The 24,411-nt window shown below is 59.7% G+C and carries 17 protein-coding genes; 7 read left to right on the forward strand and 10 right to left on the reverse strand.

The genetic code is table 11. The annotated features are described in order from the left end of the window. Nucleotides 1–56 precede the first annotated feature (56 nt). Together bcsN and GA0061103_RS06745 are read right to left on the reverse strand one after the other, a co-directional pair. Nucleotides 57–1,007: a cellulose biosynthesis protein BcsN gene (bcsN, locus tag GA0061103_RS06740; RefSeq protein ID WP_245304682.1), complete on the reverse strand. Its 951-nt coding sequence runs from the start codon at nucleotides 1,005–1,007 to the stop codon at nucleotides 57–59. Between the two features lie 275 nt (nucleotides 1,008–1,282). Then, complete coding sequence (locus GA0061103_RS06745) at nucleotides 1,283–2,191, reverse strand: alpha/beta hydrolase (RefSeq protein ID WP_092708368.1); 909 nt, start codon at nucleotides 2,189–2,191, stop codon at nucleotides 1,283–1,285. Between the two features lie 297 nt (nucleotides 2,192–2,488). Between GA0061103_RS06745 and GA0061103_RS06755 the strand changes: the two genes are divergently transcribed. Next, nucleotides 2,489–4,678, forward strand: a complete 2,190-nt coding sequence (locus tag GA0061103_RS06755) for a TonB-dependent siderophore receptor (RefSeq protein ID WP_092708374.1) — start codon at nucleotides 2,489–2,491, stop codon at nucleotides 4,676–4,678. A 310-nt stretch (nucleotides 4,679–4,988) separates the two neighbouring features. Here the strand turns inward: GA0061103_RS06755 and fhuB are convergent, their stop codons facing one another. The 8 genes from fhuB to GA0061103_RS06795 all read right to left on the reverse strand — a co-directional run bounded on the left by fhuB (nucleotide 4,989) and on the right by GA0061103_RS06795 (nucleotide 16,087). Then, nucleotides 4,989–6,980, reverse strand: a complete 1,992-nt coding sequence (gene fhuB, locus GA0061103_RS06760; protein WP_092708377.1) for a Fe(3+)-hydroxamate ABC transporter permease FhuB — start codon at nucleotides 6,978–6,980, stop codon at nucleotides 4,989–4,991. Further along, a complete protein-coding gene (locus GA0061103_RS06765) occupies nucleotides 6,977–7,882 on the reverse strand; it encodes an iron-siderophore ABC transporter substrate-binding protein (protein WP_092708380.1) in 906 nt (301 codons plus the stop codon). The genes fhuB and GA0061103_RS06765 overlap by 4 nt, the downstream gene beginning before the upstream one ends. Then, the gene (locus GA0061103_RS06770) at nucleotides 7,872–8,684 is read right to left on the reverse strand and encodes an ATP-binding cassette domain-containing protein (RefSeq protein WP_208603487.1); all 813 of its coding nucleotides are present in this window, start codon (nucleotides 8,682–8,684) and stop codon (nucleotides 7,872–7,874) included. Before GA0061103_RS06770 ends, GA0061103_RS06765 begins: the two co-directional genes overlap by 11 nt. Nucleotides 8,685–8,750: 66 nt before the next feature. Then, nucleotides 8,751–9,224 carry a GNAT family N-acetyltransferase gene (locus tag GA0061103_RS06775; protein WP_092708386.1) on the reverse strand — a complete coding sequence of 158 codons (474 nt, stop codon included), beginning with the start codon at nucleotides 9,222–9,224 and terminating at the stop codon, nucleotides 8,751–8,753. A gap of 59 nt (nucleotides 9,225–9,283) precedes the next feature. Continuing rightward, the gene (locus tag GA0061103_RS06780) at nucleotides 9,284–9,874 is read right to left on the reverse strand and encodes a sigma-70 family RNA polymerase sigma factor (protein WP_092708389.1); all 591 of its coding nucleotides are present in this window, start codon (nucleotides 9,872–9,874) and stop codon (nucleotides 9,284–9,286) included. Nucleotides 9,875–10,038: 164 nt separating this feature from the next. Then, nucleotides 10,039–10,752, reverse strand: coding sequence for a 4'-phosphopantetheinyl transferase family protein (locus GA0061103_RS06785; protein WP_245304683.1), 714 nt, complete (start codon nucleotides 10,750–10,752; stop codon nucleotides 10,039–10,041). Between the two features lie 6 nt (nucleotides 10,753–10,758). Next, a complete protein-coding gene (locus tag GA0061103_RS06790; protein WP_092708395.1) occupies nucleotides 10,759–12,078 on the reverse strand; it encodes a lysine N(6)-hydroxylase/L-ornithine N(5)-oxygenase family protein in 1,320 nt (439 codons plus the stop codon). 31 nt (nucleotides 12,079–12,109) lie between these two features. Continuing rightward, nucleotides 12,110–16,087, reverse strand: a complete 3,978-nt coding sequence (locus tag GA0061103_RS06795; protein ID WP_167376531.1) for a non-ribosomal peptide synthetase — start codon at nucleotides 16,085–16,087, stop codon at nucleotides 12,110–12,112. A 495-nt stretch (nucleotides 16,088–16,582) separates the two neighbouring features. Here GA0061103_RS06795 and GA0061103_RS06800 point away from each other — a divergent pair, with 495 nt between their 5' ends. The 6 genes from GA0061103_RS06800 (at nucleotide 16,583) to GA0061103_RS06825 (ending at nucleotide 24,051) form a co-directional block, all read left to right on the forward strand. Further along, on the forward strand, nucleotides 16,583–17,566 hold the full coding sequence (locus GA0061103_RS06800) for a GNAT family N-acetyltransferase (protein WP_425349463.1): 984 nt from the start codon (nucleotides 16,583–16,585) through the stop codon (nucleotides 17,564–17,566). Beyond that, nucleotides 17,566–18,936 (forward strand): MATE family efflux transporter, encoded by a 1,371-nt coding sequence (locus GA0061103_RS06805; RefSeq protein ID WP_245304684.1) that lies wholly within the window; start codon nucleotides 17,566–17,568, stop codon nucleotides 18,934–18,936. The genes GA0061103_RS06800 and GA0061103_RS06805 overlap by 1 nt, the downstream gene beginning before the upstream one ends. Nucleotides 18,937–18,951: 15 nt before the next feature. Beyond that, nucleotides 18,952–20,133, forward strand: a complete 1,182-nt coding sequence (locus tag GA0061103_RS06810; protein WP_092708404.1) for a PLP-dependent transferase — start codon at nucleotides 18,952–18,954, stop codon at nucleotides 20,131–20,133. A 105-nt stretch (nucleotides 20,134–20,238) separates the two neighbouring features. After that, a complete protein-coding gene (gene lysA, locus GA0061103_RS06815; protein ID WP_092708406.1) occupies nucleotides 20,239–21,483 on the forward strand; it encodes a diaminopimelate decarboxylase in 1,245 nt (414 codons plus the stop codon). Nucleotides 21,484–21,580: 97 nt separating this feature from the next. Next, complete coding sequence (locus GA0061103_RS06820) at nucleotides 21,581–23,062, forward strand: cytochrome P450 (protein ID WP_245304685.1); 1,482 nt, start codon at nucleotides 21,581–21,583, stop codon at nucleotides 23,060–23,062. Further along, a complete protein-coding gene (locus tag GA0061103_RS06825; RefSeq protein ID WP_092708409.1) occupies nucleotides 23,059–24,051 on the forward strand; it encodes a lysophospholipid acyltransferase family protein in 993 nt (330 codons plus the stop codon). The genes GA0061103_RS06820 and GA0061103_RS06825 overlap by 4 nt, the downstream gene beginning before the upstream one ends. Nucleotides 24,052–24,411: the final 360 nt, after the last annotated feature.

Below are 24,411 nucleotides of genomic sequence, written 5' to 3' on the forward strand. Positions count from 1 at the left end.
GTCCCTTCAAAGGTATTGCCAGACGCCATCCTGGCGCCCCCAAGCAGTGCCGCCCGCTAGCGGCACCCCTGAGATATGCCAGTTGCTCCGTTACAGTCCGGTAAAGGCACGATGATATTGCTTGCGGTATTTACAGGCGGCGGCGCAACCATCGAACTTGCACCATTCGCGCCATTCATCTGCGGCTGATCGGTCTGCCCATCCGGCAGCGGTACGCGCGGGCCGATCATCGGCGGCAGAACTGGTGCCGTCTGCGGCTGTGTCATGACCGGTCGGCGCACGGCTGTAGGGCGCGGTGCGACCGGGCGGTTCTGGTAGCCGATGCTGATCGGTGCCGTGCGATAAGGGATGGCGTCGGGATAGACCGGTTCGCCGGGCTTGCCTAAAACGGCATCAGCGCCGCGCGGTGCACCAAAAGGGTTGAGCGCTGCGCCGGTAAAATGGCCGGCGATCGTATAGCCGTAGACGGTGCTCAACAGCTGGCGTTCGCTCGCATGGGCGTCGCAGAGCCGGATGCGCACCTGCACCATGCCGAAATTACGCTGATCCTGCGGCGGCGCAAAGCCGGCCTTCACCTGTTGCCAGGCATAAAGACAGGTATCGCCGGCATGGCTCTGGCCGGAGGCATAACCAAAGGGACCGTAATTGTTCTGAACGAAGGTCGCCGAGCGGGCGAGCCGCACGCCAGGCACTGCGGCTGCCATTTCGCGAGCAATCGCGCCTTCGCTGATCGTATTGTAGGGCCGGCTTCCTAGCGCGGGACTTGAACCCGTTAGCCCAAGAAACTGAACCTTGAGGAAATTCTGGCCTGAGACGGAAGACGAGGTGGAAAGCGCGATCGTCTGCTCGACATCCTTGGCATGCCTGCGCTCGACCACATTGACGATCGCCGGTCCGCCGGGCGGTGGAAAGGCCAGTGCCTTGTCACTCGTAACCGTTTCCACGCCGATCGACTGACGAACCTGGCCGGTCGTCGTGCAGCCGGCGCCGAGGCAGGCCAATATCATCAACGTTATCGTCTTTGAAAAATGCATCTCTTAGATCGCGGCAATCCTGTGTGGTCACATTCATCGCAAATTGCGCGACGGTCTTTGGAATCAAGTCCTTGTATTCACTATAGCAAATAAAGGTGATTATGGTTAACCAAGGGTTAATTTTGACCGATTGGCGTGCCGCAAGAGGCCAGAAATGCACGCCGAATGCGCTCCGTCGCGCCGAATGCACGAAGAGTGATATCTAGTCGGAGATCAAGCTGCAACTTTAGGCCGCAAGCCTATGAATTTCAGATCGATTTCTTTCTTCGAAATGCGATCTGTACGGCCCGGTTCAGCGCGACCGGGAGGACCGACATGTGGTTCTCTCCGGCATATTCCTCAAAGGTGATCGTTCCTGTGGATGACGCCAGTTTGGTCCATCTCTCAGCCATGTCGCGAGCGAGTTCTACCGTGCGCGTTTCCTTTGCCCGTTCCCGTCGTTTTTGCTCTTCGGCTGTGCCTTTATGGAAGGGCGCGAGGATCTCGCCTTCATACTGACCGGCGGAAAGATGCAGTTCCGTACCCAGCGGCTCCTTGTGCCTGTCCAGGAACTCTCTCTCCATCGAAAGAATAGCGGCATCTTCCCAGTAGATCGCTGGGCTTGCGGAAATCCAGCGGCTGAAGGCATTGGGTTTACGAAACAGTGCGTAGAGCGTGAACAGGCCACCGAACGAATGGCCGAAAAGCGTCTGGCGTGAGCGGTCGACCGGTAGCTGCTGCTCTATCCAGGGCTTGAGCTCGTCTTCGATCAGCGTCAGAAAGCGCTCGCCGCCGCCGGTCCTTACATCCGGCGTATCGGGGAAAAATGGCGGATAGACCCGTCCGGGCGGCGGGCTCAAATCCCAGGAGCGGCGAAGCGGATCATAGGGCTCGTCCGTGGGATAGCCGATGGCGACGATCACGCCTTCCGCGACATTGGTCCCGTTCGGATAGCTCGCCTGCACTTTCAGGGCGTCGACAGCGGTCGCAAAACAGGCGTTGCCGTCGGTCAGGTACAGGATCGGCCAACCCTCCGGCGGTGCCGGTTTGTCGGGACGGTAGAGAAGGATCCTGTGAGGATGATCGGCGTTGTCAAACTTCAGGTCAGCGAATGTGCAGCCGGGAAGGGTGACCGGTGCCAGCATGGCAGCGGCATTGTGTGATGAGGTGTGCGACATGGCCTTTCCGGCTGACCGATCATATGGGGCGCTGGAGCAGCAGGCGCCGATATTCGAAAAGATGATGAAATTTCTCATATTATGGGTGGCGCGATTTGGCAAGCGGGCCAAATGCTTTGCTAAGCGCAATTTTCAGGTGTCTTCCGCAATCCCGTGCTCGGCCACCGGGGCCATTCTGCAACATGAGAGTGGAAACCAATAAAAAATATGACTCTTGTACTCATGTATTCTTGACGCCGGCTGCGCCTGCGAACTAATTTGCGCCATCTTTTCAAAACGGGCAGGCGCAAAGGGCTTATGAAGCAGAAATCCCATAATTATATCAGTAATTTGACACGTAAGAGATTCCACCGTGCAAGCGGCGCCACCGCACTTGCGACAGTGTTTGCCTTAAGTGGAAATGCCTTCGCGCAGGACGCTGCGGCCGATGCGAACAATGGAAATGCCACCCAGCTCGCGCCGATCGTCGTCAGCGGCCAATCGAGCGACGCAAGTGATAATACGACCGTAGCGGCGAAGAAGAGCCAGGGCGCCACCAAGATCAATACGCCTCTGGTCGAAACCCCTCGCTCGGTTTCGGTGGTGACCAGGAAGGAATTGGAAGAGCGCGGTGCGCAGGATATTACCGAGGCGGTGCGTTATTCGGCTGGCGTTCAGACCGGCTCTTATGGCTTCGATCCGCGCTTCGACCAGATCTATATTCGCGGCAATGATGTCACGACCGACGGTGATTATCGCGACGGGCTGCGCCAGCCCTACATGAATTATGCGATGTTCCGGACCGATCCTTATGCGCTCGATCGCGTCGAGATCATCAAGGGGCCGGTGTCCGTGCTCTATGGTGCCGGTTCGCCGGGCGGTATCGTCAACAAGATATCGAAACTGCCGACGGATGAGACGATCAGGGAGGTCGGTGTTCTCTATGGAACATCGGATCGTGCCCAGACGATGTTCGATTTCGGCGGTCGGGTCAATCAAGACGATGACAGCATGCTGTATCGCATCGTCGGCCTGGCGCGAAAGGGTGACACCAATTTCGATATCGCCGATGACCGCTATCTGATCCAGCCGTCCTTCACCTGGAAGCCGGATGACACGACGAAAATTACCATCTATGGCTCGGCGCAATCGACGGAAACGGATGCCAATGTCGGCGCAATGATCGGCCCCGACGGCAATGTTCTCGATTATCGCGACAGCGACCCGGATTACGATTATCAGAGGACCAAGCAGCAGCAGGTCGGCTATCAGTTCGAGCACGAGTTCGACGGCGGCTTCACCTTCCGTCAGAACCTTCGTTTTTCGCATCTTGACCTGAAATCGCGCTATCTCAGCACCCTCGATTGGGTAGGAGACGTCGCGCAACGCTATGCGACCGCGATCGGCGACAGGATGAATGTCTTTCAGGTCGACAACCAGCTTGAATCCAAATTCAATACCGGTGCGGCTGCCCATACCATGCTGTTCGGTCTCGACTATACCCGTATGAGCGATTCGTTCGCCTATGGGATGGATGCAACGACCAGTCCCGCCTATGACTTCGATATCGATAATCCGACCTATGGAGTATCGAGTCCGACGCCGGCCTATAATTTCAGCCGGGTCGATGCCAGTCTGCAGCAGTTCGGCGCCTATGCCCTGGATCAGATCGAACTCGACAAATGGCGCTTCACGCTCGGCGGGCGTCAGACCTGGGTGAAGCAGTCGACCGACACCACCATTGTTTCCACCGATACGACCACGAACGACAGCCTCAACAAGAATGCATTTTCCTACCAGCTCGGCGCGCTCTATCTTTTCGACAATGGCATTGCGCCCTTCACAAGCTATTCGACCTCCTTCAATCCGGTCACGCAGCGGTCTGCATCCGGTAGCATCCTCGATCCCACCAAGGGCGAGCAGTATGAGCTTGGCGTGAAATACCAGCCGCCGGGCACCGACATTCTGCTCTCGGCGGTTGCCTATCATCTCGTCGAGAAGAACAAGCCGGTTCTGGTCGACCCGCTGACACTCGTTTACGCTTCGCTTGGCGAGGTGACCAACAAGGGGATCGAGCTCGAGGCCAGGGCGAATATTACTGACGGCTGGGATGTGGTTGCGGCTTATGCCTATAACCATTCCGAAATCACGCGTGGCGACGATGCCGGCAACGCGCCTGCCGTGACGCCAAAGAACATCGCCAGCCTTTGGTCGAACTATACGTTCCAGGATGATTCCGCCGCGAAGGGCCTGACTGTCGGTGCCGGCATTCGTTATACGGGCGAGACCTATACCAGCACGGCAAACACGGCGAAGAATGATGCAAGCGTCTATCTGGATGCGGCTGTCTCTTATGACTTCGGCGCGGTCGACCAGAAATATAAGGGCCTGACGGCATCCGTCGATGTTCGCAACATCGCCAACCGCCGCCTGACGGTCTGCAACGAGGGCTATTGCTACCTCGGACAGGGCCGCAACATCACGGCGTCATTGAAGTATCGCTGGTAAGCTTCCTGCGGGCGCTGCGGCTTGCAGCGCCCATCTTTATTCTGCTGGGTGCCGGTCAAGAGGCGAGCTCTTTTCCCCCAAGGCTTCCTATCCAGCTTTTGCCAAATCAAGTTTGAGTGCTCTTCCCGTAAGTCGGCTTTCGTAAACGCTGCCTGGAAGCGTGAGCACAGGCCCATCAGATACTTACTTCGATCTCATTGGCGCGATGAGCAAGGCAGTCGTAGGCCTCAACGCGTGACGCGTTTCCATCCGTTTGACTTGCCATTTCGGCAGAGCGCTTCGGACAGTGAACGCCCGCCTTTCACGACCACTATGCCGTTCTACGCCGCTTCATCAGCAATATCAGCAGCAGCGGCGCGCCGACGAGGGCAGAAACCAGGCCAGCGGGCATCTGGTAGGGAAAGGCGATCATTCGGCCGAACCAATCCGCGAGCACCATGAGGCCACCGCCGGCGAGCGCCGCGCCGGTAAGCTGGGGGGAGGCACGCCGCAGGCCGAGTTCTCGCGCCAGATGCGGTCCCATGAGGCCGATGAAGCTCAAAGGCCCGACGACGAGGGTGGCGGCTGCGGTCATAGCTGCGGCAAGGGCAAAGAGGCAGGCCCGGGCGAAGTTGACGCGAATGCCGACTGCCTGGGCCGCCTGGGTCCCAAGCGGCAGCAGATCGAGCCAGCGATGGGTCAGAAAGGCAAGCGCAAGGCCTGCGACTGCTGCCATCATCGCAGAGATTACCTTCGGTATATCAATGAGATAAGTCGATCCGCTCATCCATTGCATCACGATCATTGCGCGCGGATCGCCGCTCGCGGCCAGCACGCTGATGAAGGCATCCAGCATGGCTCCGAGCGCGATACCTGTCAGAAGTACCCGTTCCGGTGCGAAACCGGACCGGATGCCGAACAGGAAAATGGCGATGAGGACGGCGAAGGCACCGATGCCACCGAAGCCCAGTTGGGCGGCCATGCCGGGAGCGGGCAGAAGGAAAAGCGCAGCCGTGACGCCAAGGGTAGCGCCTGCCGAAATGCCCAGAACCTCCGGGCTTGCCATCTCATTGCCGCTGAGCCGTTGCAGAATGGCGCCGACGACGCCAAGCATTGCGCCCGCAGCAAAAGCACCGGCGATGCGTGGAAGGCGATAGGGCAGGACTTCGGGCCAATGGGGGTAGGCCAGGAGTGTCCATGTTCCATCCGGTGCGCGCCCGAAGAAGACCGCGCCGGCCAGGAGAAGGACGAGCGCCGGAACTGATGCAAGCAAGAGTACGCGCGGTGTCCGCAAGGCGCGATTCACATTCTGAGAGGGGGACGGCACACTGCGCTGCACGGCCTTCAAGCGCGGCAGCATCAGGAGCAGTAACGGCGCACCCAGCAATGCGGTGATGGCGCCTGTCGGCAGGAAGGTCGAAGAGGCTCCGGAAAGCAGCACCAGGGCCTCATCGGTCAGCAGCAGCAATCCTGCGCCGATGAGGGGCGACCAGATGAGCTGGCTCTTCATCTGTCGGGCGCCGGCGAGCTGGGCGATGCGCGGCGCGATGAGGCCGATGAAGCCGATGACGCCGACGGCGCTGGTGACGATCGCGGCAAGCGCAATTGCAATACAAACGGCAGCAATGCGCGTGCGCTTGACCGACAGGCCAAGTCCGCTCGCGCCACTATCGCCAAGTTCCATGAGTGCCAGCGGCCGCGCCATCAGCAAGGCCGCGCCAGAGAGGATGGCGATTTTCGGGAGAAGGGAAAGCGGAATGGTCCAGCTTTGCTGCGCCAGCGATCCCGCCCCCCAGATGAATAGGCCGGAAAGATAGCGATCGTTCATCAGGACGAGAATGGCGGCCAGCGCGCCGCTCCAGACGCCGACGATCAGGCCGGCAAGCACGAGCGCCAGGGGCGAGAAGCCTCGTCTTGCGCCGATCAGGAAAACGACTGCCGCCGCGGCGGCGCTGCCGAAGAGGGCAACGGCGTCGCGGCTGAGGCCCTGAAGGGCGGGAAAGGCGAGCATGACGGCAACGAGCGCAAGATTGGCGCCTGCGGAAATGCCAAGTGTGGAGGGCGAGGCGAGCGGATTGCGCAGCACCTGCTGTAGCAGGCTTCCCGAGAGCGAAAGTGCGGCACCGGCCAGCAAGGCGGTGACGATCCTCGGCAGGGTCGAGTAGATGAGCAGCAGGCGCTGCGGATCGTAGCCTGCTTCCTGCTCGAACAGGCGTGAAAGGTCAGGTGCCAGTTGATGCCAGGCAAGCAGGCTGGCGAGCACGAACAGCGTCAGAGCAACGGCTGGGGCGCCGAGGACGTTATTTGCTTCGGCGCGGGTCATGCGAATGTTTCCAGATGGTCAAGCAATATGCGCGCGAAGCGCTCTGCTTCCTGCACCATGCCGAACATCAATGTGCCCGGCAGCACGGAGACGCGCCCGTCCCTGACGAAGGGGAGGCCGGTCCACAGCGGACTATCCTGCAGATTGTCGAGGACGTTCGGCGGGAGCAGCGGTTCGAATGCGATGAGGCGCAGGCTTTGATCGAGCGTTGCCAATTGCTCCAGCCCGATCGTCTCGAAGCCCCAGTAGTCGCCCGGCCTAGTCCAGGCGTTTTTGAGCCCGATCCTGCTCATGACATTCTGGTAGAGGCCTGCGCCGCAATAGATGCGGGCATGGCGCGGGTCGACGAAATTGATGAGCGCCAATGGAGGAGGGTTGAGCTTTTTGACGCGGTTTGCGCAGTCGTCGAAGAATTGCTCCGACCGGGCAAGGAACTCTTCCGCCTGTTGCCGCCGGCCGATAAAGTCGGCCAGCCGACGCGTCGCCTCGATGGAGCGTGGCAAAGCTTCGCCGCCTTCGGCATAGATCGTCAGTTCCAGGACGGGCGAAATTGCCTCCAGTTGCGGCTTCAATGGAGCGAGATAGGGCGTCGTCAGGATCAGTGCCGGCTTGATGCTTGCCAGGACCTCGAGATTGATCTCGCTGGTGGTGCCGAGATCGATGACACCACCAGGCATTTTCGGTTCGACGACCCATGTGTCCCAATCGGCAAGCGAGGCGATGGCAGCGGGCGTGACCCCGAGCGCCAGCAGTGTCGACGCCAGGCCATAATCTAGGGAAACGATCGGGCCGGATATGGTTTCTGCAGCCACGCCCACTTGCGGAACGGCAAAAAGTGCTGCGGCGGCAAGCAGCGTGCGGCGGGAGAGCATCAGGTTCTCGAAGCTGCTTTCAAATGACATAAGCTAGCGGCGTTCCATGCACGGGATGGGCGGTGACGCCCATATTGGTGCCGTAGATCGTATTGAGCGTTTCAGCCTTCATGAGGCTCGGCGATGGGCCTGCTGCAATGAGACGGCCCTGCTTCAGCGCATGCAGATGATCGCAGAAGTGCGCTGCGACATTGATATCGTGCAGGACGAGAATGACGCTCAGATCCTTCGTCCGGCAAAGCTCGCGCACGAGCCCGAGGATTTCCATCTGGTGGGCGATGTCAAGTGCCGATGTCGGCTCGTCGAGCAGCAGGCAACGGCTGTCCTGAGCGACCAGCATGGCGATCCAGACGCGCTGACGCTCGCCGCCGGAGAGCGTATCCACCGTGCGGCCTATCAATGTATCGACATGCGTCAGCTTCATTGCTGTATCCACCTTTTCCCGGTCGAGATCGGTGAAGCGCCCGAGCGCGCCATGCCAGGGATAGCGCCCGCAGGCGACAAGCTCCTCGACGGTCATGCCGGCAGCCGAGCTGGTGTCCTGCGGCAGATAAGCGACGGCGCGGGCAAAGGCGCGCATGTCGTAGGAGCTGGCGGCTACGCCATCGAACAGGATGCGCCCGCTGGTCGGCTGAATCTGCCGGGCCAGCAATTTGATCAGCGTGGATTTGCCCGAACCGTTGTGGCCGATCAGGCCGGAAATCTCGCCCGCCTTGAAGCTGATATCGAGCGGGTGAAGAATGGTTTTGCCATCGACCTCGAAACGCAGGCCTTCCGTCGTGAAGACCGTTGCGTGATTCTGATCGTTTCCGGTGATCGTTTCGTCTTTCATGATCATTATCATTCCTGGTGAAGCGCGCTGGCTTCCTGAAATTCCGATGGCCGGCAGGTGGCCGGGTTAGTTTATCGAGGTCAATGGCTTGACGAAGAACAGGCACGGATCGCTTTCACGCCAGAGGGTCGGGAATATTTCGGCGCGGATGAAGCCGTTTCTATCGTAGAAGGCACGAGTCTTTTCATATTGCGGTTCGTCCCTGCCGCGCGGCGCAAGCGTCTTGACGGTCAGGAGCTTGCAATCGGAAGAGCGGGCGAAGGTCTCGGCCGCTGCCAGCAATCGCCTGCCGACGCCGCTACGATGGTGTCGGCGCCTGGTTGCTATCACGAGAATCTCCATGGCGGCCGGCGGATGGGCGCGCAGCGCAACGAAGCCGGCAACCGTATCCGCCTCGACGCAGCCGAACATCGGCAGGGTCTCCACGGCACCCGCGCAGGCTTCGATGACGTCGGGGTCGGTAAACCAGTCGGTCAATTCCGACATGATGTCACGACAGATGGCGCCTTTGGATTCGGTTATCTCGATGGTTTCCTGCATCTATTCTTCCCTTTCCTGGCGATGGAGCGCGGTTCGCAGGCGATGGCGGCGAACCGCCATCAGGCCCGCATCTCCCGCACCCGTGTTGTTCTGTTTCGTCTGTGGTTGCTGCTTGCGGCGCAAGCATGGTCGGCTTCGAGCGAGATGGCGGCGAGGCACCGCGAATGCGCCTCCCGCAGAAGACCGCAGACAAGAGCGCAGGATACCCCGGCCTCCTTGGCAATGATGTTCTGGGGGATATCGTCGAAATAGTGCTCCTCGTAGAACTTCCGGGTTCTGGCGGGCATGGATTCGACCGTGCAGCGGAAGGCCTTGTAGGCCTCGGCTTCATGAAGATATTCCTCGGGGCTTCCATAGGCCGAGGTATTGCCGCCGACTTCCTCTTCGACGAACAGGCCGCGCTCATATTGCCGGCGCCGCATATGATCGGTCGCCAGATTGCGCACCATGCGCATCACATAGGGCGCGGGAGCCGCTATATCCTCCTTCAGCGGCTTGGAGACCAGCTGCAGGAGAACTTCCTGCACGACGTCCTCGGCCAGGCTCATGCAGCCTGTGATCCTGCGTGCGACGGAGAGGAGCTTCGGATAGGCGTGAAGTGCTGTTTGGAGTTGCTCATTGGAAGTCGACTGCAAATGGTTGGCAATCATGTCGGGCTCTCGCTGAAATCCAAAGTTGCATTTCTGTGTGCCCCTCTTTTTGAGAGGGAACCTATAAAACATGACAATGATAGTCAAGATAGCGGAGTCGAAAAGTGAAGCATCTCCTAAATCAAGGTTTATCCACCTGATTTTATTTTAACTTTTTATGGAATCTAGAAGAAAATCCCGCTTTTGTGATGCTGCCATTGCGGCTGTGCCACAGCCCTTGAGGTCGCGATAGCCCATTGAAAATCCCCGGTTTCTCCATTGCCGATCCGGCCGGAATGGATGAATATCGCTTCGCCAGATACCTGGCTTTTGCTTTCTAGGGTTGTATTTCCTGGCGTCAGCATCACGCTTTGCGGGTCGGCCAGAAAACCCTGGCCGAAGCATTTCAGCGCAGCCTCCTTCTGAACCCAGCAGGCGAGAAAAACATCGTGGCGATGTCGCTCATCCAATTGATACACTTGGTTGAGTTCTTGTTCGGAAAGGATCATCGGCATGATCTCGGAGGCTTCCTTCTCCGAAAACGCATCGAGGCGCTCGATATCGATGCCGATGCGGCCGCCGCGACAGATCGCGAGCGCTACGCGGTCTTTCGTATGCGAGAGATTGAAGTCGATGTCGGGGTAATCATGCAGGTAGGGTCTGCCGGAAGGGGTAATCGCAAGACAAAGTGCTTGCGGGGCGCAGCCGAGCAGATTGGCGATGACGCTTCGGCACAAGACCCGTCCGGCAACGAAAAGGCGCCGCGCCGAGCATGATCTGAATGCTGCGGCACGGCTTTTTTCCGCCTCGCTCAAAATCGAGACCGGTACGGCAAGCCCGTCAGACAGGTGCAGGCTATGAAGCTCCACCTGCGCCGTCTCTTCCCCCGGTTGGCCCATCTTCACCTATTCCGCTGCCTGTCCCATGTGAGAGGGTAGGTTCGACGACTGCCCGTGCGTTTCCCACTGTACGATGGGATCGAGCTGATCGAGATCGAAATGCGGACGACCGAGCAATGCATTGGCGATCACGGCGCTGCGCCATGCGGCGAGGCTGAGCTGCGGTTCGGCGATGCCGTGGCTATGGCGTCCGGCATTGAGAACGAAGATGCGGTTCTCGCGCGGCCCGTCCCAAGCCAGCGAGAAGTCGCTTTCCAGCACCGGCTCGCCGATGGAGCTGAGCTCGATGCGGTTTTCGAGCGAATGTAGGAATTCCGGAAGCACAAAGCGATAGCCGGTCGCAAAGACGATCATATCGACCATCAGTGTTTCGATACTGTCATCGAAGCCGTTGCGCATGGTCAGCGTGATTTCGGGACCATCCTGTTCGGCTGCGATGACGTTGCGGAAGGGGCGCAGCGATATGCCGTGATCGGGGTGACCGGCGGCATCGAGCTTTCGCTCGTAGAGGCGGCGATAGAGCTTTTTCAAAGTGGAGGCGGAAACGCCGTCGCTCGCCAGCACCTGCCGGCGTGTGTGAGTGAGCCGCAGTTCCTCGGGAAGTCCGTGGAAGCGCTCCATATAGCTTGGCGTGAAGAGCTCATTGGTGAACGGCGTCGCATCGAGCGGTTCGAAATTCGGCCGGCGGCTGATCCAGTGAATGGACGAAACGGCGTTCAGGTCCAGGAGGGCATCGACGATCTCGGCGCCGCTTTGGCCGCCGCCGATGACGGCAACACGGGGCGCTCTGACATCACCGATACGTTGCGTTGCTTCGCTGCTGTGGAAGGTCATCGATTTTGGCAGCTGTTCGGCCCAGGCCGGACGAGACGCTATCTTGCCGACGCCGACGGAGAGATTGCGAGCGCTGATCGCGCCATTGTCGGTGGCGATGGAGAAAAAGCCGTCATTGGCATGGACCTCTCGGACGCTGGCGCCGAAGCGAAGCGACGTCAGTCCGCGTGCGACCCATCCGAGATAGTCGGCGAATTCCTTGCGAGGTACGGCTTCATACTCCGCATTGAGAAACTGATAAAAGCGTTTATGTGCAACAAGATAGGAGAGGAAGCTCCACGGACTTGTCGGGTTGGTGGCCGTCACCAGATCCTTGAGGATGGATGTCTGCATTTCCGCGCCCGGCAGCATCATTCCCGGATGCCATGCGAAGGATGGGCGCCGTTCGAAGAAACGGACGGAAAGTTGCGGTATGGAATCGAGCTGAGCGGCAAGGCTGAGGTTGAAGGGACCGATACCGGCCCCGGCGAGGTCGAGCACGTGCGATGTCATGATGCAGCTCCAGAATGATGTCGAAGAGGGGTTACTTGACGGTGTCTTTGGACAGTGGCGCCGGCGCAAAGGCATGATCGAGCCGCCGGGCGAAACGCTGATGGAAGGGCGTCTTGCCGATGATCGTCAAATGGTTGGTGCCGGTGACGATCTCCGATGCCGTTGCATTCGGAGAATATCGCCGCCAGTCGATGACGTTGAGGGCGCGCGTGAGAGAATCCTCGGCCGCAAAGGCATGGATGCGGAAATCGGATTGCTCCAGGCGGTAGTTACGGAAGATCATCGCGTTGTCGATGAGAATCCAGAACGTATGCTCTTCCGAGCCGATATCGGGACCATCCGTCGGTAGTTTGACGTTATGCTTGACGACATGGTGGAGGAACTGTTCGTAAACCTCCTCGTTCATGGCGGCGAACAGCCTCTTCCAGTCTTCGCGCATCGGCGTGGTGGCAAGCCAGCTCTGCACGGCGGCATGGGTGCGATCGCGGATGCCGTCTTCGAAGCGCGGCATGATGCCGACGGTGAACTCCTCGTCCATGTCGCAGACATCGACCATACCGATCATGCGCAGATCGATATCGTTGCCGAGCTGCCGGGCGGCCTCATAGGCGAGCAGCCCGCCCCACGACCAGCCGAGGAAGGCGCAAGGCCGGCCATTGGCCTTTTTGCGCACGGCTTCGGCGTAACGCGCAGTAATGTCTTCGACGCGGGTGCTCAGCGTCTTGGTTTCCGTCAGCGAATAGCAGATGAAGCCGGTCGCCGGCTGTTCAGGGCCGAGATAATCGACGAGACGCATATATTCGCGCGTGCTGACGAGCAGGCCCGGGAAGCAATAGAGCGCCGGCCGGTCGCCGTTACGACGAAGATAGACCACATCGACGCCGGCCTCGTCGCGGCTGCCGTCGATCGCCAGTGCTAGGTCGCGAACCGTCGGATGGTTGAACATGTCGGCGATCGACAGCGGCCATTCGGGATGGCGCATCTTCAGGCGCGAGACGATGCGCACGGCCATCAGCGATTGCCCGCCAATATCGAAGAAATTCTCCGTGACGCCGATATCGCCGATGTCGAGGATGTCTTTCCAGACATCCAGGATCGCTTTTTCCCTGTCATTGGCGGGTGCTGCCATTTCGCGTTCGATACGAGGTGCGGGCAGGGCGGCGCGATCCAGCTTGCTGTTCGGCCCCATCGGCAGCCTGTCGATCAGCATGATGGTCTGCGGCACCATGTAATCGGGCAGGGCGGTCATGGCGGTGCGGCGCAGTTCGGTCACGCTCAAGCTCTCGCCCTCGCGCGGCACAACATAGGCGACGAGCGAGCTCCGTCCGCCGTCATTGTGCAGGAGGATAACCGCCTCGGCGACACGCTGATCGGAGCGCAGCACGGCTTCGATCTCGCCAGGCTCGATGCGGAAGCCACGCAATTTGATCTGGTGATCGACGCGGCCGGCGAATTCGACGATGCCGTCCTCGCGCCAGCGGCCGAGATCACCCGACTTGTACAGTCGTCCGCCAGGTGTGAAGGGATCCGGAATGAAGCGATCCGCCGTCAGCTCCGGCTGGCCGAGATAGCCGCGTGCCAGGCCGCTGCCGCCGATATAGATTTCGCCGATCACGCCGACCGGAACCGGCGCAAGGTCGGCATCGAGCACATAGATGCGCCGATCGCCAACGCCGCGGCCAATCGGCGCGACGGTCCCCTCGAAGCGGGTTCCGGCCGGGATCTTCCAGATCATCGGCGTCATGATCGTTTCGGTCGGGCCGTAGCCGTTGATCAGCAGCTGCGCCTTCAGGTTTTCGGTGATCATGTCGAACACCGCCTGCGACAGCGCCTCGCCGCCGAAGGAATAGAGCCGCAGCCGCGGGATTTCGCTGTTCTCGCCCGCATATTCGGCAAGGCCGCGGACATAGCTTGTGGGCAGGCTGGCATTGTTGACGCCGTGCCGCTTCATCATGGCAAAGGCATCTTCCGGTGTCGCAAGCTTGTCTTGCGTCAGCACCACGCCACCACCTGCCATCAGCGGCACCATCCAGCGCTCATGGCCGCCGTCCGAGGTGAAGGGCAGTACGGGATATTCGCAGGATGCCTCGCTCATCTCGTAGATGCGCAGGGTCGCCTTGCAATGGTGGGCGAGCGGGCCGTGCTCGACCGCCACTCCCTTCGGCACGCCTGTCGAGCCGGAGGTGTAGATCACATAGGCAAGTTGCTGCGGGGCAATGGTCGTTGCCGGTGCGTCGACGCTCTCCGCGGACAGGTCGATGGCATCGAGATTGAGATAGGGTGTGGCGATATCGCTCGGCAGGTTGGCGATGTGCTTTGCGCGGGAGATGACGAGCGAGAGGCCCGGGGCCGTCAGGATGTGACGATTGCGCGCCTCGGGATGATCCGGCTCGACCGGCGTGAAGGCGCCGCCCGACTTCAAGACGGCAAGAATGGCGATGATGGCGTCGATCGATTTTTCAAGGGCGATGGCAACGCGTTTTTCTGGGCCGATCCCCATCGCGATCAACCGATGTGCCAGCCGGTTGGCGGCAGCTTCGAGCTCGCCATGTGCGATCGATTTTTCGCCCTGTGCGACGGCAAAGGCGTTCGGCCGTCGTTTCGCCTGCGCGGAGATGACCTCATGGATAGGCGTGCCGTCATCGGGCTCCGGCGCGTCGGGATAGGGCGCAGAAAGCCTGTCCAGCTCTTCCGGCGACACGAAGGGGATATGTTTGACCTGCGCACCAGGATTGGCATGCAACTGCGCAAGCGCAATGGAAAGATCGTCAGCGAAGCGTATGGTCTGCTTTCGATCATGCTTCTGCGGGTCGAAGCCGATGCTGATGCGAAGCTTGCCGACGGATGCCGGGGAAACGGTAACGACCAGATCGGCATCGCGGCGCGCCGACGGTTCGATGGGGCTGCGCAGCCTGACTTCGTTCGAGGTTGCTTCCATGAGGCGCAGGGGCGGACGCACATCAAGGAGCGTCTTGACGAGGCCCGTAGTGTCGAAGAGTTCGTCCCGCCGTATCAGCGCATCGGCAAGAGCCTCGAAGGGCAGGGATTGCCCGGTCGCCGTATCGATTTCCTTGACGAATGCGTCGCGAACCTCCTTGAGCGTCATGGTGCCGTCGAGTTCCGGCATCAGGATCAACACGTCCTCGCTGCGAGCGGCAACTTTCTGCCTTTTCGGACGCGTGACCAGGCCGATCCTTTGAGTGCCGTATCCGGTATGGCGCCGCAGGGCGATCCCGAGGGCGGCAAGCATGTCGCCGGAGGTGTCAGCGGACGACTGTACCGGCACTTCAAGCATATGCTCGAACCATGCCTCGTCGACCGTGTTCTGTCCCGCCGATGTTTGCGGCAGGAGCGATGCAATGTTCTCTTGAGAGGTCAGCCGCTGGAACCAGAAGTCGACCAGCTCCGGTGCCGCGTGGCGTGGTGCGCCATTGGTAATCATCCACGACGCGGCGTCGGACAGCACGGTCTCTGCGATATCCTCTGGGGAATGACCGTCGATATTGCAAAGGAAATCTGTCGCAAGCAGGTCGAGCGCCGCAACGTCGGCAAGGATGGCGTGGAGGGAGAATAAGGTACCCACCGCCCGCCCTTCTTGCGTCAGGAGGATGAAGCGGGCTGGATTGCCATTGGTAAGGTCGATCGGGCGGGCTTGTTCTGCCGTGGCAGTCGTGGTCAGCGCCTCGTCCAGGTTCTCGCCCGCAGCCAACTTCGTCTCGATGATCTCGACGAAACGGTCGTTCCTCAGGATCTGCTGAACGGCGCCGCCTGCCCGTGCCTCGAATTCAGAGGTGATGAGGGGATGTTGCCGAGAAAGTTTTGATAGACCCTCGCGTGCGAGGTTAAGAGAGGTCGAGGGAAAGACGATCGCGAGTATTTGTCGCCCGTAGACGACTTCATTACCCGTCTCCGACAGGAGCCAGATACGTGACTGTGCTGGCGATAGCGAGCATTTGGCGAGGTAATCCGAGTCGTTTGCTGCCTTGGCGTTCCGATCATGGACAGTCATTTCTTCGCCATTCTCCCTGAATGTACTGAAATACATATCTAATCAATCGAAATACAATAACGTATACCTCTCAATATCTGTGGAAGATATTGAGTTTAATCGATTGATATCTCTGACTTATGGCGCCGATAAACTCGGATAATCCGGAAATTACATCGACGCAGCTGCATGACGAACGGTGTTTGGGAAAATTCAGGAGATTTTCAAAAAAAATATTTTCGGAAAATATTTTGAATTCTTGCCGATGCCGTTCGTCACCGCAGAATTAGCGCTGTGCTTGCCCTGCCGATCTCAGCCGGCGTGGTTCTGAAGATATGGAGATGAAATATGGATGCTTCCCTGGCAATCAGGAGCGATAGGGCGGCGGAGAGATCCTTTGATCTGCGCCTGCCGGCTTCGGGCTTTGAGAGCAGTGCGCTTGCCTGCGGTCAACCTCTCATTATATCGGCAGGGCCTGTGCCGGGGAGTTTCCGTGTCGAGCATCACGGAGTGAAAGTGGCCTCAGGTCATCTATCGGGGCCGGCCACCAATCTCCTGGTCTTTGATGCAATCTCGACGGCAGTTTCGCCGCTTTCTAGCGAGGATATCGTCAACGCCGTGTCGGAAGCCGTTTTGGCATGCAATCCGCATCTGATTTGCTTCGAGATCGCGCTTGCGGATGATGATCTTGCAAAGCGACTGCTGGAGACCGGCGCGATCGAACACGGCGGCGAGCGCCTCATCGTGCGGCCGGAATCCTTTTTCCAGCAGGCAAGATCCTGGCTCGGAAGTGCACCCAAAGCCTATCCTGAATTGCCGGCCCTGACGAATGGTGCCCTTCATCCGCAGCGGCCGCCGAAGCCCGCCGGCCGCGTCTATAGCCGCTTCATTCCCTGGCTGAACACGCAGCTTGGCTTTCATGTCGCCGATGTCGAGGCCGATCTTCCGCATTTCCATCGCTGGATGAACGATCCGAGGGTTGCCGCCATATGGGAAGACAGCGGTGATCTTTCCTATCATCGCGATTTCATCGCAGGCCGCCTTGCCGATCCGCGCACTCTGCCGCTGATCGGAACCTTCGGCGGCGTGCCCTTCGGCTACTTCGAACTCTATTGGGCGAAGGAAGACAGGATCGGACCGCATTACGATGCCGATGGCTATGATCGCGGCTGGCATGTGGCAATCGGTGAGGATGATTTCCGCGGGAAAGCCTTCGTCAGCGCTTGGCTGCCATCGCTGATGCATTACATGTTCCTGGCCGATCCACGCACCCGCCGTATCGTCGGCGAACCGATCCATCATCACGTCCAGCAGATCCGCAATCTTGACCGTTCCGGCTTCGCCAAGGTCAAGCATATTCAGTTCCCGCACAAGAAGTCGCTGCTGGTCATGCTCCTGCGCGAGCGCTTCTTCATGGACCGGCTGCTGCTGCCGGATCTCACCGGCTTGCCCACGGAAGATGGGCAGCCTGTCCTTGGCTCGCTGGCGCGAGGCGCCTGATGACAACAGCCGTCGATATGAACGATCCGCGCGTCAAGCGGCTCGTTCTGGCGGTCGCGCTTCCGGCCGTGGCTGGACTGGCCGCCAGTGCGGGCCATCATGCGATCAACGCGATCTTCCTGGGAGCGCTCGGCCCGGATGTGCTGGCAGGCATCAGTCTGGTCATGCCGTTGTTTCTGCTTGTCGCGGCTGCCGGTCAGGGGCTGGGTATCGGGCTCGCCACGCTGCTGGCGCGCTATCTTGGCGAAGGGGATCTCAAAGCCGCGGCGTCGGTCGCCACGACAGCACTCGCGGCGACGATCCCGCTCGGCATCCTCTTATCGATCCTGATCTATCTCGGCCTGCCGGATTTTGTCGGCGCACTTGGCGCCAGTGACAATCTCCTCGCCCCTGGGCTCGATTATGGGCGGCTGCTTGCTTTCGGGGTGACGCTCGGGCTTTTGCAGGCCATCTGCGATTTCATAGCGATCGCCGAGGGCAATTCACGCTTCTCGATGATCGTGCTGATCGCGAGCTTCGCCTTGAACGCGGTTCTCGATCCCGTCTTCATCTTTCTCTTTAAGCTCGGCGCATCCGGCGCGGCACTCGCAACCATTGTTTCGTCCATTGCGGCCCTGGCATGCTATGCCGTCTACTTCTTGCGCCGATGGGGAACTGTGAGCGTGACCGGCGGGGCGATTTGCTGGCAACTGCTTTGGCCGATCGCGCGGATCGGCCTTCCCGCTGCCGCAACAAGCATTGTCACGGGTCTCGGCTTTCTGGTCTTGATGCGGGAGGCCGCAGTGCATGGCGGCGATACCGGTGTCGCCGCAACCGCGATTGCCATCCGCCTGATGACTTTGGGACAGCTTCCATTGTTTGGTTTTTGCCTAGGCGCCCAGAGCGTCGTCAGTCATGCCTTCGGCGCTGGCGATACCGAGCGGCTGAAAGCCGCCATCCGTTTCATGCTGGCCGTGACGATACCGGTCGCATTGCTCTATTCCATCTTGCTGTTCTTGGCTGCCGAGCCGATCGCACGCCTGTTCACGGATAAACAGGACGTCGTCGATGAGGCGGTAGCTTGGCTGCAGGCTCTCTTTCCGATCTTTCCGCTTGCGGCCTTTCAATCCGTCCTGCTCGTCATGCTGCAATCGCGGGGCAGGGCAGGTCTCTCTGCGCTCGTAGGGCTTGCACCGCAGGGCTATCTGCTGATCCCGCTTCTGCTCCTGCTGCCGCTTTGGATGGGCTTTGCCGGCGTCTCCGTTGCCGCCGCTACCGCCGCCATTCTTGCTGCCATCCTCGGCGGCTTTGTCGGATGGAGGGAATGGCTCACCATTCTGCCGGCCGACGCACCGGGCCGCCTTGTTGGCCAATCGACACTTCACTCCTGACCCAAGAGGAACGCCATGAACGAGACGCCAAGATTCGATGCCTACCGCCACGCCATTCCAGATGCGCTGATGCCGCCGCGCGACGATCCGTTCGATGCGGCCGTGCCGCCGATCTACCAGACATCGCTCTTTCTGTTCGATAGCTACAAGGAGCTGGAGGACGTCTTTGCCGGCCGTTCGAAGAAGCCGATCTATTCGCGCGGTGACAATCCGACCGTGCGGCTTCTGGAGCGCAAGATCGCCGAGATGGAGGGCGCGGAAGAGGCGCGTGCCTTTTCGAGCGGCATGGGCGCAATTGCTGCCGCGGTTCTCGCCTTCGTCGGACCCGGCGACCGTATCGTCACCGTGCGGCACGTCTATAGCGACGCCTTCCGCTTCTTCGAAAAGGTGCTGAAGCGCTTCGGCGTTGTCGTCGACTATATCGACGGCACCGATACGCAAGCCATGCTTGCCGCACTTCCCGGTGCCAAGCTCGCTTATCTCGAAAACCCGACCTCGATGGTTTTCGAACTGCAGGATCTGACTGTGATCGCCGAGGCCGCTCGCCGCCATGGCGTCGTAACGATGGTCGACAATTCCTGGGCCACGCCGCTCTATCAGAAGCCTCTCTCCGTCGGTATCGATATCGTCATCCACGCCGCCTCGAAATATCTCGGCGGACAGAGCGACACGGTGGCAGGTCTGGTCACTGGCTCGAAGGCGCATATCGACCGGATCAACAGCGAAATCTATCCCTATACGGGTGCGAAGCTTGCGCCGTTCGAGGCATGGCTCGTGCTGCGTAATCTCGAGACCCTGCCATTCCGCATGCGCCATCACCATGAAGCCGGGCTGGAAGTAGCGTCCTGGCTCGATGCCCATGCGGATGTGACCAACGTCATGCATCCGGCACTCGGCGACCATGCCGGAAAGAGCACCTTCAGCGGCTTCGGTGGGCTGTTTTCATTCGAGGTTTCGGACCGCATCGATGTGGCCGATTTCGTCGATGCGTTGCGCCTCATTCGTATCGGCGTCAGCTGGGGCGGACCGGAAAGCCTCGTCGTACCGGCAAAGGCAGCGCTCAGCATCTCGCCGGAGACCAATGTCTTCGCGCGCTTCGGCGTCAGCGACCGCACGATCCGCCTGAACGTCGGCCTGCACTCGGCCAGGGAAGTCATTGCCGATCTCAAGCAGGCACTTGCCGCCGCCAGGCGCTAGCCAGCCGCAGCATCGTTACATCACGAAAGGGGTGGAGTGACACGGTCGCTCCGCCCGTACTATTATTCATCGTTGATCTATTCCCGCCAGACCGATTGAGACAAGATGACCATTCCTTCCAATGAAACGCTGAGCGCGCTTGCCGCCGAATACGGAACGCCGCTCTGGATCTATGATGCTGCCGCGATCCGCCGACGCATCGCGCAACTCTCCGCCTTCGATGTCATTCGCTATGCGCAGAAGGCCTGTTCGAACATTCACATCCTGAAAGAGATGCGCAGGGCGGGCGTGCGGGTCGATGCCGTTTCGCTCGGCGAGATCGATCGGGCGATGCGGGCGGGTTTTTCTGCCGGTAATGCGTCGGGAGCTGCGGAGATCGTATTCACCGCCGATGTCTTCGACCGGCCGACGTTGGAACGCGTCATTGCCGACAAGGTCGAGGTGAATATCGGTTCCATCGACATGCTGCATCAGCTGGGTGAGCGTTCGCCTGGTCATAGGGTGTGGCTGCGCATCAATCCCGGCTTCGGGCATGGCCATAGCAAAAAGACCAACACCGGCGGCGAAACCAGCAAGCACGGCATCTGGTTCGAGCAATTGCAGGAGGCGGTGGCGCTGACGCGCCAATATTCGCTGAAGCTTGTCGGGCTGCACATGCACATCGGCTCCGGTGTCGACTATGGGCATCTGCAGCGCGTTTGCGGTGCGATGATCGGATTCTGCCGCGCGCTGGATGTCGATATCGAGGCCATCTCGGCCGGCGGCGGTCTCTCCGTGCCCTATAGGGAGGGTGAAGAAGAGATCGATCCGGCGCATTATTTTTCGCTCTGGGATAAGGCGCGGCGCGAGATCGAGGCGCATTTCGGCCATCCAATCCGGCTGGAGATCGAACCGGGCCGCTTCCTGACGGCGGATTCGGGCGTATTGCTAGCTGAAGTCAGAGCCGTCAAGATGATGGGCCGCAACCGCTTCGTACTTGTCGATGCGGGTTTCAGCGATCTCGCCAGACCGGCCATGTATGGCAGCTACCATCACATCTCGGTCATTGCAGGTAAGGCGCCTCGCGATGCCGCCGGAACAATCTTCCCAACAGTCGTCGCAGGCCCGCTCTGCGAATCGGGCGATGTCTTCACGCAGACGGACAATGGCACGGTAGAAACGCGCGATCTGCCCGAAACCCATGTCGGCGACTATCTCGTGTTTCATGGCGCCGGCGCTTACGGCGCAACGATGTCGTCGAACTATAACAGCCGCCTTTACGCACCGGAGATCCTGATCGACGGTGAGACACATCGGCTGATCCGCAGGCGCCAGACACTCGATGAGCTGTTCATGCTGGAAGCCATCTAGGCGCAGCGCTTTCAAAGGCAAGGAAGAGCCTCCACTCTGGTTGAGTGGGGGCTTTTCTGCGGTTGCGAAATGAATATAGTGACCACGACCGTGCGTCGTGGCGTTCGGCCGTTTTCACATCGTTACCGGCCGCAAGGCGCGAAAGTTCTGCACCGCTATGCTGGCCTGGCTTGATCAGAAAACCGAAATCGTCGAATACGCCGATCAGTCGTCGCAATATTTCGAGCCGGCCCACGCCGCCTATTATAGCGGAAAGCCCGGCCAGCCACTGAAGCTCATGCTGCAGGCGCGCAGCGACTTTCTATCGATCTGGCGTCGCGCGGATTATCGCGAGCATGTGGCGGAGTTCAAGCTTCTGGGGCGTCAGCTCATCATCGTCAATTCGCCCGAGGCTATCCGCTATGTGGTTGCCAAGCGCCATGAGAATTTCGAGCGCAAGACGCCGCAGATGCGGCGCGCCTTGGAATATCTGCTGGGTGATGGATTGTTCATTTCCGACAAGGAGACCTGGAAGCAGCGCCGGCCGCTGGTCTCCGATATCGTGCATAAAAACCGCGTGCCGGCCTTCGGCGCGATCATGCAGAGCACGGCAAGCGAGCTTGCCGACCGCTGGCAAAGCCTGGGCGAAAGCGCGGAGGTCAATGCCTTGTTCGAGATGGCCGGGCTGACGGCGGAGATCATCTCCCGCAGCGTCTTCGGCAATGATCTTGGCGAGGAGAGCGCCAATGCCGTCACCGAAGGCTTTGCGAGCTACCAGTCGCTTGTCGATTCTGTCAATTTCGGCTATTTTCTCGGCTTCGATGAGGGGCTGCCGATCATCAAGACGCCGAGCTTGAGCCGATCGGTGAAACGCATTCACCGGATCATCGATCAGGTGATCGAAGATCATCTGGCCGGCAAGGGTGACAACAGTTCGATGGTCGAGCTGCTGATCCGACGGCAGCAGCGCAACCCCGAGCTGAAACTCGATGTCGTGGCGCTTCGCAACGAGGCTGCGACCATCTTCATGGCCGGCCACGAAACCACCGCGGCAACACTGACCTGGGCCTGGTATCTGCTCGCAGGTGCGCCCTGGGTGGAGGATGCGATCCATGCGGAAATCGACGCTGTCTGCGGCGATCGGGTTCCTTCCATCGATGATGTCGCGAACCTCGACTGGTGCCGTGCGGTCATCGAAGAGACGTTACGCCTCTATCCCCCGGTGCCGATCCTGGCACGCCAGGCGGCCGAGCCGGACCAGATCGGCGACGTGAAGGTACGCAAGGCAGCGCTGGTTCTGATCGTGCCATGGATACTGCATCGCACGGATTCGCTCTTCCCTGAACCGCATCGCTTTCATCCGGAGCGTTTCCTCGGCGCGGCGCGGCCGGCGCCCTACAGCTATATTCCCTTCGCCGCCGGCCCGCGCGTATGCCCCGGTCTGCAATTCGGCCTCACCGAGGCGATCCTCTGCCTGGCGATCCTGGCCCAGCGTTTTCGCGTTCGGATCAGGGATGGGCATAAAGTTCAACCGCAATGCCGCCTGACATTGCGTCCGCGTGAGGGCATACCCGTGACACTGCATAGGCGCCGGGGATGACCACCGAGACCGATAAAGAAGTCACCGCCGGCAAGCGCAAGGCGTGGACCTATGAGCCGCCGAAAGCTCCGCCCCTTGCCGATTTCGTAGCTGGCGGCGACCGGCGCAAGGCGTTTCTGCGCTATTGGCTTTATGAGAATATCGACAACGCCGTAGATCTCTTCCTCTATTTTGCCTTCATGCTACTGCCGGCGAGCGTCTGCTCCGATCTCGGCGGCTGGCTCGGGCGCCTGCTGGCGCCACGCTTCCACAAGGGTGCTTACGCGCGTGCTGCAGCCAATCTCAAGATGATAAGGCCCGAGCTTGGCGATGCGGAGCTTGATCGCCTCCTCAACGCCTATGCCGATTCTCAGGGGCGGCAGATGGCGGAATATTCCGTCGTGCCGAGATTGGCACGGCGGCACGTCCGCATGATTGGTACCGAAAGGCTGGTTGAGCGCTGCAGCAAAGGACCGGTGATCTTCATCGCGCCGCATATCAGCAACTGGGAGGTACTCTGGCATTGCCTTCTCGATATGGGACTTGACGTCACCATGAACTACGATCCGCCCAAACGCCGCTCACGCCACTATATCGTCAACCGGCTGCGCAAGGGCGCCGGCCTGGGCATTCTGAAACCCGGCCGTAGCTTCGTGCGCCCGGCCTTGAGAATCCTAGAGAACGGCGGCAATCTGCTGATGTTCTGTGACGAAGGTTTCAACGGATACATCCGCGCGCCGTTCTTCGACAGGCCCGCCCATCTTGAGGGCAATTATGCACTCATCGCGCGAATGGCTCGCAAAACGAATGCATTGATCTATCCGGTTTATATTGTACGGGAGAGGGGCGCGAATTTCACGCTCCGAGTAATGGAGCCGTTCGTATGGCCTGAAGCAGAGGAAACGCAGGGCCAGTTCATCGAGGATGTAAACCGTTTGAACCAGATGATCGAACCGATTGTGCGCAAATATCCGGAGCAATGGTACTTTGTCGACAATCGACCGAGATAGAGTGCTAGGAGATGCTCGATTGACGCGGAATAAGCTGGCGCGAGTTGGTGACGCTTCGCCTCATTTCGGCGAAGGCCTAATTTGTTCCGCTATAGGTTGTGTGTGGCATATTAATAGGTTGAATTTTGGAGATGTCTGGGATAGGTCTCTGCCAGCAAGATTGGGTCGCCGGATTTGAGGGCAAGCTGACTATTCGATTGTGAGTTATCGCTCGCCGATATAAGCACTGCGCTATCTATTTCATTATGATATTATGATTAAGACGAGAAATGGAACTTCGATGACAATGCTGGTTTCCGGTGGTGCCGGCTTTATTGGCGGAAACTTCGTTCTTGATTGGCTTGAACGTCACGATGAGAC

Source organism: Martinezella multihospitum (assembly GCF_900094585.1).
Lineage (GTDB): Bacteria > Pseudomonadota > Alphaproteobacteria > Rhizobiales > Rhizobiaceae > Rhizobium > Rhizobium multihospitium.

What these genes read in the sequence shown, in the direction of transcription:
- bcsN (WP_245304682.1), bottom strand. Translation starts at nt 1,007, where the DNA reads ATGATATTGGCCTGCCTCGGCGCCGGCTGCACGACGACCGGCCAGGTT.
- GA0061103_RS06745 (WP_092708368.1), bottom strand. Translation starts at nt 2,191, where the DNA reads ATGTCGCACACCTCATCACACAATGCCGCTGCCATGCTGGCACCGGTC.
- GA0061103_RS06755 (WP_092708374.1), top strand. Translation starts at nt 2,489, where the DNA reads ATGAAGCAGAAATCCCATAATTATATCAGTAATTTGACACGTAAGAGA.
- fhuB (WP_092708377.1), bottom strand. Translation starts at nt 6,980, where the DNA reads ATGACCCGCGCCGAAGCAAATAACGTCCTCGGCGCCCCAGCCGTTGCT.
- GA0061103_RS06765 (WP_092708380.1), bottom strand. Translation starts at nt 7,882, where the DNA reads ATGTCATTTGAAAGCAGCTTCGAGAACCTGATGCTCTCCCGCCGCACG.
- GA0061103_RS06770 (WP_208603487.1), bottom strand. Translation starts at nt 8,684, where the DNA reads ATGAAAGACGAAACGATCACCGGAAACGATCAGAATCACGCAACGGTC.
- GA0061103_RS06775 (WP_092708386.1), bottom strand. Translation starts at nt 9,224, where the DNA reads ATGCAGGAAACCATCGAGATAACCGAATCCAAAGGCGCCATCTGTCGT.
- GA0061103_RS06780 (WP_092708389.1), bottom strand. Translation starts at nt 9,874, where the DNA reads ATGATTGCCAACCATTTGCAGTCGACTTCCAATGAGCAACTCCAAACA.
- GA0061103_RS06785 (WP_245304683.1), bottom strand. Translation starts at nt 10,752, where the DNA reads ATGGGCCAACCGGGGGAAGAGACGGCGCAGGTGGAGCTTCATAGCCTG.
- GA0061103_RS06790 (WP_092708395.1), bottom strand. Translation starts at nt 12,078, where the DNA reads ATGACATCGCACGTGCTCGACCTCGCCGGGGCCGGTATCGGTCCCTTC.
- GA0061103_RS06795 (WP_167376531.1), bottom strand. Translation starts at nt 16,087, where the DNA reads ATGACTGTCCATGATCGGAACGCCAAGGCAGCAAACGACTCGGATTAC.
- GA0061103_RS06805 (WP_245304684.1), top strand. Translation starts at nt 17,566, where the DNA reads ATGACAACAGCCGTCGATATGAACGATCCGCGCGTCAAGCGGCTCGTT.
- GA0061103_RS06810 (WP_092708404.1), top strand. Translation starts at nt 18,952, where the DNA reads ATGAACGAGACGCCAAGATTCGATGCCTACCGCCACGCCATTCCAGAT.
- lysA (WP_092708406.1), top strand. Translation starts at nt 20,239, where the DNA reads ATGACCATTCCTTCCAATGAAACGCTGAGCGCGCTTGCCGCCGAATAC.
- GA0061103_RS06825 (WP_092708409.1), top strand. Translation starts at nt 23,059, where the DNA reads ATGACCACCGAGACCGATAAAGAAGTCACCGCCGGCAAGCGCAAGGCG.